At 60.5% G+C, this 14,946-nt stretch carries 10 protein-coding genes and 1 tRNA gene; 8 read left to right on the top strand and 3 right to left on the bottom strand.

Annotation, left to right across the window (positions count from 1 at the left end; translation table 11 throughout):
- Positions 1-97: 97 nt before the first annotated feature.
- The 4 genes from DKB74_RS06865 to DKB74_RS06850 all read left to right on the top strand — a co-directional run bounded on the left by DKB74_RS06865 (position 98) and on the right by DKB74_RS06850 (position 4,069).
- Entirely contained in the window at positions 98-1,987 is a 1,890-nt protein-coding gene (locus DKB74_RS06865) for a potassium transporter Kup (protein WP_239987431.1), read from the top strand.
- Complete coding sequence (locus DKB74_RS06860) at positions 1,984-2,505, top strand: 2'-5' RNA ligase family protein (RefSeq protein ID WP_109807393.1); 522 nt, start codon at positions 1,984-1,986, stop codon at positions 2,503-2,505. The genes DKB74_RS06865 and DKB74_RS06860 overlap by 4 nt, the downstream gene beginning before the upstream one ends.
- Positions 2,506-2,560: 55 nt before the next feature.
- Positions 2,561-2,637: transfer RNA gene (locus DKB74_RS06855), tRNA-Met, on the top strand.
- Between the two features lie 178 nt (positions 2,638-2,815).
- Positions 2,816-4,069: a tyrosine-type recombinase/integrase gene (locus DKB74_RS06850; RefSeq protein ID WP_109807674.1), complete on the top strand. Its 1,254-nt coding sequence runs from the start codon at positions 2,816-2,818 to the stop codon at positions 4,067-4,069.
- A gap of 15 nt (positions 4,070-4,084) precedes the next feature.
- On the opposite strand, the gene DKB74_RS18880 is transcribed toward DKB74_RS06850, so the two are convergent.
- Together DKB74_RS18880 and DKB74_RS06845 are read right to left on the bottom strand one after the other, a co-directional pair.
- On the bottom strand, positions 4,085-4,252 hold the full coding sequence (locus DKB74_RS18880; RefSeq protein ID WP_275658161.1) for a DUF5818 domain-containing protein: 168 nt from the start codon (positions 4,250-4,252) through the stop codon (positions 4,085-4,087).
- Between the two features lie 42 nt (positions 4,253-4,294).
- Entirely contained in the window at positions 4,295-4,864 is a 570-nt protein-coding gene (locus DKB74_RS06845) for a lytic transglycosylase domain-containing protein (protein WP_239987413.1), read from the bottom strand.
- A gap of 217 nt (positions 4,865-5,081) precedes the next feature.
- Between DKB74_RS06845 and DKB74_RS06840 the strand changes: the two genes are divergently transcribed.
- From DKB74_RS06840 to DKB74_RS06825, 4 genes are all read left to right on the top strand, one after another.
- On the top strand, positions 5,082-5,990 hold the full coding sequence (locus DKB74_RS06840) for a DUF7146 domain-containing protein (protein WP_109807391.1): 909 nt from the start codon (positions 5,082-5,084) through the stop codon (positions 5,988-5,990).
- A 103-nt stretch (positions 5,991-6,093) separates the two neighbouring features.
- Positions 6,094-10,326 (top strand): strawberry notch family protein, encoded by a 4,233-nt coding sequence (locus tag DKB74_RS06835; RefSeq protein WP_109807390.1) that lies wholly within the window; start codon positions 6,094-6,096, stop codon positions 10,324-10,326.
- Positions 10,327-10,387: 61 nt separating this feature from the next.
- Entirely contained in the window at positions 10,388-10,801 is a 414-nt protein-coding gene (locus DKB74_RS06830) for an MbcA/ParS/Xre antitoxin family protein (protein WP_109807673.1), read from the top strand.
- Positions 10,798-11,517: an RES family NAD+ phosphorylase gene (locus tag DKB74_RS06825; protein ID WP_109807389.1), complete on the top strand. Its 720-nt coding sequence runs from the start codon at positions 10,798-10,800 to the stop codon at positions 11,515-11,517. The genes DKB74_RS06830 and DKB74_RS06825 overlap by 4 nt, the downstream gene beginning before the upstream one ends.
- A 105-nt stretch (positions 11,518-11,622) precedes the next feature.
- On the opposite strand, the gene DKB74_RS06820 is transcribed toward DKB74_RS06825, so the two are convergent.
- Positions 11,623-14,937, bottom strand: a complete 3,315-nt coding sequence (locus DKB74_RS06820; RefSeq protein WP_109807388.1) for a DEAD/DEAH box helicase — start codon at positions 14,935-14,937, stop codon at positions 11,623-11,625.
- Positions 14,938-14,946 lie beyond the last annotated feature (9 nt).

Here is a 14,946-nt window from a genome sequence, read left to right as displayed (position 1 = left end):
GAAGAAACCGGTCGCCAATGACCAAGTTGTATTTTCAATCGGCCCGAACGAGCCGTCCGTGAGCGAAACCGACGGCAAGCCCGGGGCGGCTGCCGAGATCCTGCCTGACGAACATGGAGCCCATGCGCATCCGCAGGGGCTGTGGAAACTTGCGATCGCCGCAGTCGGCGTCGTGTTCGGCGATATCGGCACCAGCCCGCTCTATGCGTTCCGCGAAACCTTTGCGGGCCATCACCGGCTCGATCTGGACACCCTGCACATCATGGGCGTCATCAGCCTGATGTTCTGGTCGATGATGATCGTGGTGACGCTGAAATATGTCACGATCATCATGCGCGCGGATAACAAGGGCGAGGGCGGCAGCCTGGCGCTGCTGGCGCTGATATCGGGCCGTACAAAGGAACGGCGCTGGACGCGCGGCATCATCCTGCTCGGCGTGTTCGCGACGGCGCTATTCTATGGCGACAGCATGATTACCCCCGCCGTGTCGGTGCTCGGCGCGGTCGAGGGGCTTTCGGTCGCTTCGCCGGCCTTTTCAGATTGGGTGATTCCGCTCGCGATTATCATTCTGGTCGGCCTGTTCGCGATCCAGCGGACCGGCACGGCGCGCGTCGGTGCCTTTTTCGGCCCGATCATGCTGATCTATTTCGCGACGATCGCAGTGCTGGGTATCCTCAGCATCCTCAAGACGCCGCAGGTGCTCCAGGCCTTTTCGCCGCATTTCGCGGTGCTGTTCTTTGCCCATGATCCGCTGGCGGCCTTCCTGGCTTTGGGGTCGGTGGTGCTGGCCGTGACCGGGGCCGAGGCGCTCTATGCCGATATGGGCCATTTCGGCCGCAACCCGATCCGTGTTTCCTGGCTGGTCTTCGTCCTGCCGGCGTTGATGTGCAATTATATGGGGCAGGGGGCGCTGCTGATCCGCGACGGCGTGATCGCGCTGGAAAGCCCATTCTACCTGCTGGCGCCGCAAAGCCTGCAGCTGCCGCTGGTCGGCATCGCGACTGCTGCGGCGATCATTGCGTCTCAGGCCGTGATTTCGGGCGCATTCTCGGTAACGCAACAGGCGATCCAGCTGGGCTTCATGCCGCGCCTGCGCATCGAACACACCAGCGCCGCCACGGCGGGCCAGATCTATATTCCGCTGATCAACTGGCTGCTGATGGCGATGGTGCTGTTGCTGGTGGTGACGTTCCAGAGCTCGTCGAACCTCACTTCGGCTTATGGCATCGCCGTTACCGGTGCGATGCTGATCGACACCTGCCTGCTCGGCGTCGTCCTGTTCGTGCTGTGGAAGTGGAAGAAACGCTACGCCATTCCGCTGCTCGCGCTCTTCCTGCTGGTCGATGGCGCCTATTTCGCGGCGAACCTGACCAAGGTTCCCGATGGCGGCTGGTTCCCGCTGACGGTCGGCTTCGTGATCTTCGGCCTGCTCACCACCTGGTCGAAGGGCCGCAAGCTGATGATGGAGCGGCTGCGCGAAAGCGCGATGCCGGTGAAGATCTTCATCGAAAGCGCGGCCAATTCGGCAACCCGCGTCGGCGGCACGGCCGTGTTCATGACCTCGACTCCCGAAGGGGTGCCGCACGCGCTGCTGCACAACCTCAAGCACAACAAGGTGCTGCATGAGCGCGTGATCCTGCTCACCGTGAAGATCATCGACGAGCCGTTCGTGGCCGAAAAGAAGCGCGTCGAGATCGAGGATCTGGGCAAGGGATTCCACCGCATGGTGATCCGCTATGGCTTCATGCAGGATGCCGATGTGCCCGCGGCGCTCAAACGCGTGCACAGCTGCGGCGCAGAGTTCAAGATGATGGACACCAGCTTCTTCCTCGCGCGGCAGACGCTGCTTCCCTCGGCCAAGCCGGGGATGATGGTGTGGCGCGAAAAGGTCTTCGCCTGGATGCTGCGCAACGCGGAAAGCGCGATGGAGTTCTTCAAGCTGCCGACCAATCGAGTCGTCGAACTGGGCAGCCAGGTCGAGATTTGAACGAAGCAACTGCCGATCTCGCGCCGCTGATCGTCACGGCGCTGTTCGGCGCCCAGGATTTCGCCCGGCTCGATGGATTGCGGCGGCGCCACTTCCCGCCCGAGCGGAACCTGGTACCGGCGCATTGCACCTTGTTCCATCATCTGCCGCCCGGCCTTGGCCCGGAACTCAAGCAACGGCTGTCGGCGGCGACGCGCGGAATTCGGGCCCCGGCGGCACGGATTGCGGGCGTCATCGATCTGGGCGGCGGCGTTGCACTGCGAATCGATAGTCCGGGGCTGGAGGATGTCCGCGACACGCTTGCCGATGCCTTTGCTCCGCTGCTCCTGCCGCAGGACCGGGCCGGATGGCGGCCGCATGTCACCATTCAGAACAAGGTCGACCGCCCGGCGGCGCGCAGACTGCTTACGGAAATGCGTGCGGATTTCGTGCCCATGCCGCTGCAAATCGCCGGGCTGGCAAGCTGGTGGTATCGCGGCGGACCATGGGACGCGCATTCGCGGCACATGTTCGCTTGACCGCCGCCCGTACCCGACTTATGTGGCGCGCTCGCCGAGCCCATCGGGCCATTGGGGCGGAGTAGCTCAGCTGGTTAGAGCAGCGGAATCATAATCCGCGTGTCGGGGGTTCAAGTCCCTCCTCCGCTACCATTCCTTGATCCGGAAGCTTCCACTAGCTTCCGCATTTTTCCGAAAATCGAAAGAAAAGCAGAGGGTTGCGGGTGATTCGCGTCCGCATGCGCCCATGGTCTTCCACATGCAGCCGGATTTGGTGTGGGGGTATTTTGGGGGTATTTTCGCGGAGTATCGGAAAGGAGCGATACCCCCAATGCCTCTCACGGAGATTCAGGCCCGAAATTCCAAGCCACGCGAGCGCGCCTACAAGATGGCCGACGGGGAGGGCTTGTTCCTGTTCGTACAGCCGAACGGGTCAAAGTTATGGCGGATGAAGTACCGCTTCGCGGGCAAGGAGAAGTTGCTCTCCTTCGGCGCTTACCCAGATCTCGGGATAGCTGCCGCGCGCGACAAGCGCACAGCCGCAAAGGCGTTGCTAGCCGAGGGCAAGGATCCAATGAAATCCAAGGGAGAAGTGATCTCGCAGGAAGGAGCCACCTTCTTCGATGTCGCAAAGCGCTGGCATGAAAATCGAAAGAGCGCGTTGAATGCCGCGCATGCCGAACGCGTCTGGTCGCGCATGGAAAGGGACGTCTTTCCAGTCATCGGCGAGAAATTCGTGAATGAAATCACGGCACCCGACGTCCTGGCCATGATCCGCAAGATCGAAGCAAGAGGCGCGCTCGATATCAGCCGGCGTGCGAAACAAGGGGTGGGGCAAGTCTTCCAGTTCGCAATCGCGTGTGGTCTGGCCTCGAACGATCCGACGACGCATTTGCGCGGGGCTCTAAAGCCGCGACCAAGAGTGAAGCATATGAGCCGGCTGCCGCTCAGCGAGTTGCCCGCATTCATCGAGAAGCTGCATGCCTACCAGGAAGAGGGCGAACGACGGTCCGCGATCACCCGTGAGGCAGTTCTCTTTGCGCTCCTGACTTGGGTTCGAACCAAGGAACTGCGTTTCGCCGCCAAATCCGAGTTTGAGGACCTGGGCGGGAAATCACCCGTCTGGAGGATACCAGCCGAGCGAATGAAGATGGGACGAGAGCATTTGGTACCCCTCTCGCAGCAGGCAACGCACATCGCGAAATCCATGATAACAGCAGCGCCTGGCGAGTTTCTCTTCCCGGGCAATGGCCTGAACAAGCCGCTTTCAGAGAACACAATGATCTACGCGCTCTACCGTCTCGGATACCACAGCCGCCAAACCGTACACGGCTTCCGGGGCTTGGCGAGCACCTGGGCCAATGAGCAGTTGGTCGAGTTCGGTATGCCGCCCGTGTGGATCAGGAAATACCATGAGGATTGGGTCGAACTACAGCTCGCGCATTCGGAGAAAAACGACGTGCGTGGAGCTTACAATGCCGCTGAATACCTGGCTCCTCGGCGTCGGATGATGCAGGACTGGGCTGACTATCTGAGCGGCGGGAAGGTGATCGACATCAAGAAGGCAGGAAAGCGCGCAGCCTGATATCGATGGCTTCGATCAGACCGGTCCCATCCAGTCTGCGCGCAAACGATCTCGACCTGCGACAACCCCCTCGACAATCACCGCTGATCCGACGAATTCGCATTCGAGTTCGTCGCTCTCGATGATCCAGACGACTTCGTCTGTCGTGGTCAGGAACATTCCGCGTCTACCGCGGCTTAACATCCCCGACACGCGTATTCGACCTGCACTCACAATGCCCCCCGCTCAAAAACGCCAATGGCGCAGCACTTCGCGCACATAGGCCGGCGTCTCGCCGTTGCGTGGAACACCGCCGGCGCGCTCGACGGCACCGGGACCTGCATTGTAGGCGGTGAGGGCCAGATGAACTACCCCGAACTTGTCGAGCATCTGGCGTAGGTATCGGGCCGCACCCAAGATGTTCGCCTTGGGATCGAAGCGATTTGAAACGCCAAGGTCCCGCGCTGTACCTGGCATCAATTGGCCCAAACCTGCGGCGCCAGCCTTGCTGATCGCCAAGGGATTATATCGGGACTCCGTCCATACAAGCGCGTCGAGAAGGCCCCTTGGTAGCGAATATTGAGCCTCAGCGGCGTAAACATGAGGAAGGTAGCTTGCCCGACGGAAGCCGGATGGCGCGCTGCCCTGGGGCTTTGGATATCGATAGGGCAGATAGGTTCGACCCGCATCGGTAGCCGACGGCTCGGACGAGCCCGCTGGAGGCATTCTCCAAATGCCGTGTTCGACGAGACGAAAGCCATCGGTTCCTTCTGCAACGCGGAAGCCATCGGTCGTCAATTCCGAAGCAACGGTCATCTGAGGGGGCTCCATCTCCTGCGCGTGAGCGGGGAGCGCGAACCCAAATCCTGTCGTTGCCGCAGCAGCTACTGTCCATTTCAGTCTCATTCCCCAATCCTTTGATGGCCGAATCGGGAAAGAACATATATAGAACATCTGATGTAGGAAAATGAAACGTCAGCGACGCAGAGCGGAGGCTGCGCGGGTGGAGGCACGTTACGATGGAGATGCCCCCATGCACCAACACCGATCATCCCAATTCCAAGGTCTGCAACTGGAAAACCGCGCGCGCAAGATAGTCGAGCAGCTGGGCGGTGCCTGGTCGCGTTCGCGCGGAATGTGCTGCTGCCCGGCCCACGACGACCGCACTCCTTCGCTAAGCATCACACTCGGAAAGCGCGCAATCCTTGTTCATTGCTTTGCCGGCTGCACGAACGACGCGGTGATAGAAGCCATGGCCGGGCTCGGAATACGAATTGCGGACCTGTTCGATGGCACGAGTGGTCCGATCGTGGCCGAACCGCGCGAGGAAGTCGCCAATCGCAATGCGCTGAGGCTCTGGCGTGAGGCGTCGACCATCGCTGGCAGCCCCGCCGAGAAGTACCTCGCGTCCAGAGGCATCACGATTGCTTCGCCGGAGCTGCGTTTCCACCCGCGTATGCCGCTGGGGCCAAAGGGTGCTGTCCGGTTTCTACCCGCGATGGTGGCGGCCGTGCGCAATGATGCCGGAATTCTGGCGCTGCACCGCTCCTTCCTTGACCTGGACAAAACCAGCTTGGCTTCTTTCGATCAGCCCAGGCGTGCGTTAGGTAGTCCCGGTTCTGGCGCGGTGCGTTTCGCGTACCCGGAGGGGGGGCGCCTTGGCCTCGCAGAAGGAAACGAAACGGCCCTCTCCGCGATGCAAATGTTCAATGTTCCCTGCTGGGCGACGCTGGGAAACGAACGCTTCGGTCTGGCCACCATCCCGGAATCGGTGCGGCAGCTGTATCTCTTTGTCGACAATGATGCGGGCGGGCACCTTGCTGAGGAACGCGCGCGCGAGGCTTACGCTTGCGAAGGGCGGCTGATTGTCACCAGGCGCCCGGAGCTATCCGGTGACGACTGGAATGATGTGCTCATGCGCTCAGTACGAGCTGCGGTCTGAATGTCGGTGAGAGGAAAGCGGGCTTGGGGCCTTGTGAGGCCCCCGGGCGGATCCATCTGAGCGGACACCCGGACAAACCCAGGGCCTCTTCAGGAGGTCTCTCATGTCACACGCAAATACCGCTTTCGCATTCTCCGATCCCGCCGAGCCGCAAGTGTTGGCAGCGGCGAAGGCGCTGGCCGCGCGGCTAGGTTCAGATCAAGCAATCTCACGGCATACTGTGAATGCAACAATGGCCGATCATTTCGGCGGTAGCGACGCCGAAGGGCGCTGGTCCGTACGCGATGCCCATGCCGCACTTGAATTGGCGCAGGTGCTGTTCCTGGCGCAGGCAATTGAATTCTCTCTTGCGATGCCATCCAGCGCTGCCGATGAGGCTTTCACGCACCTCGAACGTCTGGTCCCGACCCAGTCCAATCGGAGCGATGAGCAGATCGAGTGGCAACAATTCGCAACGCCGCCCCGTCTGGCCTGGATGGCTGCAAAGGCATGCGCGATTTCTGCCAATGAACTGGTTCTCGAGCCGTCGGCCGGGACCGGGATGCTGGGCGTATGGGCGGCAAAGGCAGCTGCGCGTCTTGCTCTCAACGAGATATCGCCGCTGCGCCGCGAATGTCTGGGCGCCGTGTTTCCGGAAGCGACAGTCACGGGATTTGACGGGGAACTGATCGACGAACTTCTCACGCCCGACGTGGGTCCGAGCGTGGTGTTGATGAACCCGCCCTATTCACACGGTATCGAGAGGGGCCACGATAGTCGCACTGGCGATCGGCACTTGCGTTCTGCCTGGAAGCGCCTTCTGCCCGGTGGCCGCCTGGTGGCAGTGATGCCCGAATGGTTCGAGCTTCCGAAGTTTCTTGTCGGGATCGCCGGTCCCGTCTCGTTGCGTCTCAACGCGACGATCGAGCGCGGTTTCGTCAAGCAGGGCACCTCTATCTCAACCCGGCTCGTGGTTCTCGACAAGGCTGAGGATGGTAACAGCCCGATCATAGCCCAGCCGGCAACCTTTGCCGAGCTTCATTTGCTGATCGATATGCTGCCTGACCGGGTAAGCCTGCCCGCCGAACCCAGAATCGGCACCAGGCCAGCCTTGCCGCTCCGACTGGTGGCGAACAGGACGAAACCGGTTCCACTTAAGGTTCGTCCAGCCGCGGCAGCGGCATCAATCCTGCCGCTTGAATTTACTCCGCTCGAAGCACCTGCGCCGATCGAAAGCCAGGTTGGGCATTATTTGCCTTACCGACCGAGCCGGATCTCGATTGCAGATGGTGTTCCGCATCCGACCCCGCTGGTCGAATCTGTCGCGATGGGTTCGATAACCGCACCTGTGCCCGAAGTGGTGCCTCAGCTTCCGTCGAGCATCATTGCTGGAGGCGACTTATCCGCTGCGCAGGCCGAGACCCTAATCTATGCCGCAAGCGCGCATGCCCGCGATCTGCCGGGCCGGTTTGAGCCCGACGACAAGGGCTGCACCTTGAAGGCGAGCGCCGAGGGGCACGCCTACCGTATGGGCTACTTTCTTGGTGACGGGACTGGTGCAGGGAAGGGACGGCAGGTCGCTTCCGTCATCCTCGACCGGTGGGTGAGGGGGAAACGGCGCCACATCTGGATTTCCATGAACGAAGCTTTGCTCGAAGATGCCCGCCGCGACTGGAGCGCGCTCGGCGGCCTTCCCATCGACGTCCAGCCCCTTGGCCAATGGAAGCTCGGTGTCCCGATCGGGATGCGCGAGGGCATACTCTTCGTGACTTATCCGACGCTGCGTTCGGGTCGAAGCGACGCGACCCGGCTCGATCAGATTCTCGAATGGGCAGGGGAGGACTTCGACGGGCTCATCGTCTTCGACGAAGCCCATGCGATGGCCAACGCCGCAGGCGGGGAAGGCGCACGTGGTAAGGTCAAGGGATCGGAGCAGGGCATTGCCGGTGTTCGCATCCAGAATCTGCTGCCGCGCGCCCGCGTGCTCTATGCTTCGGCGACCGGGGCATCCGACGTCAATAATCTCGCCTATGCCACCCGTCTTGGCCTTTGGGGTCCCGAGACGGCTTTTGCCAATCGCGAAGCCTTCGTCGCAGATATCCGCGATGGCGGTATCGCTGCAATGGAACTGGTCGCGCGCGATCTGAAGTCACTGGGTCTGTATGCGGCGAGGGCCCTTTCATTCGCCGGAGTTGAGTACGAGATTCTCGAGCATTGCCTGACCCCCGACCAGGTAGCGGTTTATGACGCCTATGCAGACGCCTGGGCAATCATTCATGCCAACCTGCGCGAAGCTCTCGAGGCAACGCGGATCGTCGACACTGACAGTGGCGATACCCTGAATTCAGGTGCCAAATCGGCTGCGCTTTCGGTGTTTGAAGGCACCAAGCAGCGCTTCTTCGCGCAGCTCCTTCTATCCATGAAGCTGCCGAGCCTGCTGCCTGCGATTGATACGGCACTTGCCGACGGCAACGCTGTTGTAGTGCAACTCGTCTCGACCGCCGAAGCCATGCTCAACCGCCGCCTCGCTGATCTCTCCGATGCGGAACGTGAAGCACTCGAAATCGATCTCTCCCCCCGCGAATACGTAGTCGATTACCTCACCAAAAGCTTTCCGGTGCGGTTGATGTCCGTGTTTACGGACGAGAACGGCAATGCTCGGTCCGAACCGATGAGTGATGAGAACGGTGCCCCTGTTCTCTGTCGTTCGGCGCTTGCCGCGCGCGATCGCATGATCGAGCAGCTCTGTGCCTTGCCGCCGATCGCGACGGCGCTCGATGCGATCATCGAACGGTTCGGTGTCGATCAGGTCGCCGAAGTCACCGGCCGTACCCGCCGCCTGATCGTCGGACGCGATGGGCGCCAGGTGCTCCAGTCGCGCTCTCCGCGCGCCAATGTCGCCGAGACGCGAGATTTTATGGACGGGACAAAGCGAATTCTCGTTTTCTCCGATGCTGGTGGCACCGGCCGCAGTTATCATGCCGACCTCGCCGCAAAGAACCAGATGCGCCGGGTCCACTTCCTGCTTGAGCCGGGCTGGCGGGCCGATGCCGCAATCCAGGGCCTTGGCCGTACCAACCGCACCAATCAGGCATCGGCCCCTCTGTTCCGCCCTGTGACCACCGATGTGCGTGGCGAACGTCGGTTTATATCGACCATTGCACGTCGGCTTGACAGCCTCGGCGCGCTAACCCGCGGGCAGCGCCAGACGGGTGGGCAGAACCTCTTCGATCCTGCCGACAATCTCGAGAGCGCCTACACCAAGGAGGCGCTTCATCGCTGGTTTGGCCTATTGTTCGCAGGCAAACTGGAGGCCGTTACGCTCTCTCGGTTTGAGGAATTGAGCGGGCTCAGGGTCGAAGGTCCCGGCGGCGGGATGGTCGATGACCTGCCAACAATCCAGCGCTGGCTCAATCGCATCCTTGCGTTGCCCATTGCTCTGCAAAACGGGATATTTGACGAGTTTCTCGGCCTCGTCGAAGCGCGGATCGATGCAGCACGCCAGGCGGGCACTCTCGACATTGGGGTCGAGACCATTGCGGTCGAGCATTACGAGGTGCTGACCGACACGCTACTGCGCACAGATGCGCTGTCGGGTGCGACTACGCATCTCCTGGAACTTGAGATCGCCCGCGCGCTCAAGCCTTTGCGTCTCGAACGCCTCGAGGAGCTCTACGGCTTGTCAGGTGCGCGTCAGCAACTTCTGCGTAATGCGCGCTCAGGCCGGATCGGGCTGCTTGTCCCGGCGCGCAGCCTGCTCACCGACGAAGGAATGCGTGTGGCCCGCTTCGAGCTTGTCCGTCCCTTGAAGCATGGGCACATCACCGCCGATCAACTCGAGGAGAGCAACTGGGAAACGGTGGATCCAACCGAATTTCAGCGCCTGTGGCAGGCGGAGGTCGATGACGCCGCATCAAGTCACAAGCGGGAGCGACTGCATCTTGCAACCGGCCTCCTACTTCCGGTGTGGGACAAACTACCTTCCGACTATGTTCGGGTCAGCCGGATCTCGGCGCGAGACGGACGCTCGCTGTTAGGCCGGGAGGTTCCTCTCCATTGCGTGCCCGAACTATGCCAGGCGCTTGGCCTTGAAGACGAACATGCCTTCTCGGCAGAGCAAATCATCGATGCGGTGAACGGGACCGGGCGGCCGATGCAAATCAGAAGCCGCGAAGCGCTCACGCTCAAGCGTAGCTTGGTCAACGGCGCGCAGCGGCTCGAACTGGCTGGTTGGTCGGCGTCGCGGCTCGACTGGTACAAAGCACATGGGTGTTTCACCGAGATCATCCGCTATCAGACGCGTCTTTTCGTTCCGACCACGAACGCAGTGGCGGTCTTGGCGCGGCTTGCAGACTGAATTTGACGCATCTTGCCAAATGGCATCTAAAATGGTATATGCTGCCATATGGAGAATAGTCATGTTGGCTTTGCAACCCGTTGATACCGTCCCCCACGCCTTCCGACCCGACCCTGTAACTCAGGAGGAAGCAGCGGCGATGTTTCGCGCCGTGCTGAACCTGTTCGGCAAATGGGAACTCACAGACGAGCAGGCATCGACTCTGCTCGACATGCCGGTTCGCTCCTACCGGCGGTGGAAGGCTGAGGGTGCGGGCCGTGTCTCGCGCGATGGTGCGGCGCGGCTCTCCAACCTGATGGGTATTCACAAGGCGCTGAGGATCATCTTTTCAGAAGCCCAGCGTGGCTACGTCTGGATCAAGGCAGGCAACGCCGCCTTTGCCGGAGCGAGCGCGCTCGACGTCATGCTTGGCGGCGAGCTGACTGATATCATGCGGGTGCGTCGCTATCTTGATGCCGAACGTGGTGCCTGGTGATTGATCCCAAGGTGATTCCGGTTGCCCAGGTCGAGTGGAAAGGTGCTGTACGGATTATCCGCAGTGCCTTTCGACCGATCGACCTGTTCGAAGATATCGCAGACCCCGCAGACTGGCCGCTGCTGATCTCTGCCGAGCAAAAAACCAATCCCCGCATTATGGCGACGATCGGCAATCTCGATCTGGTACCTGCTGAGCGCCGGGTAGGGGGCAACGGTGCATCCCATCTGATGGCCCTGTTCACGCATGTCAGCACTGACCGGCCAAGTCGCTTCACCGATGGGACCTACGGCGTCCTATACGCGGGGGATGCATTCGAAACTGCGCTGTTCGAGACAATCCATCATCATGCCCGCTTCATGGCTCGCACTGTAGAAGCACCAGGCTGGACCTCACAGTTCCGTGAGATCATCCTTTCGGTAAGCGCCGATCTTCACGATCTCAGGAGCCTTGCCGCAGGCGATCCCGCACTTGATCCCAACAACTATGCTGCATCGCAAGCCCTCGCTGCAACCCTCAGGACGAATGGCGCAGAAGGTTTGGTCTATCCGAGCATCCGGCATCAGAACGGCGAATGTGTTGGGCTATTTTATCCTGACTGCGCGTCAGACCCTGTTCAAGGGCGACACCTAGATTATCACTGGGATGGTGCGGGGGTCGACCTGGTTCGAGATGCGGGAACAGGTGCCGTATTTCGAGTGGTGGATGCTGAGTAGACTGAAGATCCAACGTCCGGGTTCTACTGCGGCGATTCCGGCAACTTGCGCCCTCATCTCGGACATTCAGAACTCCTGCAGCATATCCTGTGACCTGCTCCTCGTTCAGGCATCGCAAATGATGGTGACGTCGACGCCAATCGTCTCTTTCAAATAGGTCAAAGCCGCCGCGAGCACCGTGGATTGTTCCTTGGTCCGTTTTGACTGTGAAAGACCCGGCTGCACGATTAGAATCTCGGTTTGCATCGGCTTGAACCGGTTGAGCTTGACCAGCTTGTTCAGATCCGTCGTCGTGCCGACGATGAACCGGCTGGCTCTCCCGCCTTTCAGCCGCTCGTTGCGCAACTTCAGATGCTGGCTGAGCTGCGGGAGCTTCGCGCTCCATTTTGCGCAACGGATGGCCTGGCTGCTTACTTCCACGACATCCTTGACGCGTTCGCCAGCGTCCTTGCCGCCCGAATATTTGCAATGCACAAATGCGACGCGAATAAACTCGTCTTCCAGCTTCATGCAGACCAGGTCGGCGGCCTCGCCGGCATCGTCGTCATCGAAGACGATATCGAATCCAGCCTCCACATATTGTTTGGCGACGTGCCATTGCACAGAATCCTCGCGGCCAACGCCGCCCTTCCAATAGGATTCCTTGGTGCGGTCCACTCCTTTCCAGTCCCATGCCTCGAATCGATCTTCTGAGATCACGAGATCCTGTGGCGATTGCGGTGCGATATGGAGGTTGCCGTCGAGATCCGTCAGGTCGACGAGCCGAAAGATCGGCGGGTAATTCGAGAAATACTCCTCGAGCGGGCAGGAGAGCTTGCCGATCGTCAAGCCGATCTTGAGCCCTCCGCTCGTTTGCACGACGCGAAACCCCCGCGAGGCGTCGACGGTAAAACGAAACTCGCCGAGCCGGCCAGTCAACGCTTCATCGACTGCAAATTCGATCGCGTTCGCCGCCCGATCGACGTTGAGAAGTGTGAGCTCTGTCGTCGTCATGCTGTGCTCGGCCGTCGCGCTGACGAAGACCACTCGCTCTTCGGATTGCCGAAGCATTTCGAATGGCCAGTCGATCGCCAACACTTCAACCGCCGGCAGCGCGGTCACCTCACTCGGGATAAGGACATTGTCGATAAGCTTCGACGTGTCGATGCTGTGATCCACCAGCTTGGCGCCATTATGCTCGCACCAGTCATTGAGCTGTGGAATGGGCACGTAGTCTCGGGACCAGATTCTACCCTTAAGCGAGCATCCGATCAGAACCTGACGACCACCTTCCCAGCCCATTCCGCTCAAATTGGCCTTTACCGAACTTCCCTTCTCGGTGAGGCCGAGCGCGGCGGCGACATCTGCGCCAGTATACATCGCGTAAGAGAGGTTGCGTCTTCCATGTTTCTTCACGCCGACGTTCTGGAATTGCAGACGGCTGATCCGCCCAAGGCTGCGAAATATCGTGTCGCCATTGATGAGCTTCGTCCCGCCGACCGCTTGCGCCAGCGCTTCGAAGGTCGAGCTCTTGTCGCTCGTAGAGAGGTAAAGAAGGCCGTTTGCTTGATCGTAGTGGAGAACGAAAATCGCCCATTCCAGGTCGCGCACCGCCTTGGAGCGAGTCCATTTTATATAGGGCTCGCTGCGCGTGACGAAGAACAGTGTGTTCGATGATGCGTGCAGCCAGACGCGATATGGAACATGATCCTTGGGTAAGCCCTCGATGAATCGCTTGGGCGCGAACCCCGTTGCTTTATAAGTCAGCGTGCTGAGCCCAGGGCGCAGCAACTGATGAGAGATGGTGGCGTCGTCATCTTCCGGTCCCTTATCGAGACGCTGCGCTTCGTCGAGAAACGCTACGAGACGCGCATGATCCTTAGCCGCTACCGAGCTCATTTCGCTCAGGAGTTCGTTCCAGTCAGCGTCTTCGCTGTAGAGCCGCTCCAGGGCGGTCGACACGTTCGGCTCGGCGATATTGGCGATGACGCTCGCATTACCGATCCGCTCGCCGCTGCTCCGGGTGAATCGTCCTGTAAACTGTAACAGCACGGCAAGACTCTTGTGCAGGTCGTGAATGGCCGCGATTTTGAGCTCGGGCAGGTCGAACCCTTCGCCCAGCATGTTGACGCACACCGCGATCCGGTTCGTGCCGGCGCGTAAGCTCTCGATGCGCTTGGCGATATCGGTCTGCCGCGAGTGGACCAAGAGCGGGCTCAAGTCAGGCGCGAGTTTGCGATACACGTCGAACACCGCACTCGCGCGCTCGATCGTCGAGCAACGCGCCATCATGAGATGGTTAAGCTTGTTGTCGAGATCCTGACGTAGCTGGGCGATGGCTGTCTCGGCAATGCCGAGATCGGCCTGGTCGGGGTTAGGCTCGTAGACTGGCTCGAAGGTGATCGTCTTGAAGTAGCCATCCTGCTGCGCGCGCTTGAGCGGGTAATTGTAGATGACTTGCCCATCGACCAGTTTGCCGTCCCGACGAAATGGCGTCGCAGTGAACTGCAAGACCGGCTTACCGGCGAACGCATCTCTGAACTTGGACCACGTATCGGCGCCGATGTGATGTGCTTCATCGACGATGAGCGCGCCGACGCGTTTCGCAATCTCCGGCCCGAGCGATTGCGCCGCTGAGCCCGCCAGCGAACTCATCGTGCCGACGATTACGTTACAGCGCTCGAATATCTCCAGATCAATTAACGATTTTGGGACCTTGGTGACAATTCCTACGATCGGATTTCCGGCGTCTTGCGCCAGCACGCCCAGTTGACGCAGCAGGCCGAGCGTAAGGAACTTTCCGACCGTCTGCGCGCGCAGCGCGTCCGACGGTACCACGATCAGCAACGGCTTTCGCACATAGGCGGCCAGTACTGACAACATGGTTTCGGTCTTGCCAGTGCCGGTCGGCATGACGATCGTCGCTGGCTGGCTGTACAAGCTCCAATGCGCTCCGATCGCATGCAGTGCGCCAATTTGCGGTGGCCGCAGGCCCTCGTTGCCCGGGTCAACCGATCCGTCGTCATTGGGAACTTCGGTGCGGAAGCTGAACTTGTCGTCCCAAGCGGCGGCTGCGCGGGCCGCAAGCGTCGAGTCCCAGCCGTCTGCCGTTGCCGCGCTCTCTAGTTCGTCAATCATTCGGTGGCTCAGCCAGCTGAGCTGCTGCCGGTCATCACGCAGGAGCAGCCCGTCGATATCGTCTGGCCGCGCGAAAGTGCGTCGATCTACGATCGCGTAACGTTCACCCTGGGGATGCTTGTACACCGGCACCAATCTCCGTGGCGAAATCCTAATTTGGCCGTCGGGAATTAGTTCAATCTCGGCTGCGGGCCGAAGCTGCGCCCGGACTTGACCGATGGTCATCTTGATCGGCCCATAGGTCAGTGCCGGAAGGGAAAACGCTTGTGGAGTTGCTTCTTCGAGAAAATCGAGTTGTGCCATCGGATCTGG

This window comes from Stakelama portus, from assembly GCF_003171655.1.
GTDB lineage: Bacteria > Pseudomonadota > Alphaproteobacteria > Sphingomonadales > Sphingomonadaceae > Sphingomonas > Sphingomonas portus.
This window is presented reverse-complemented; position numbering and strand designations above follow the sequence as displayed.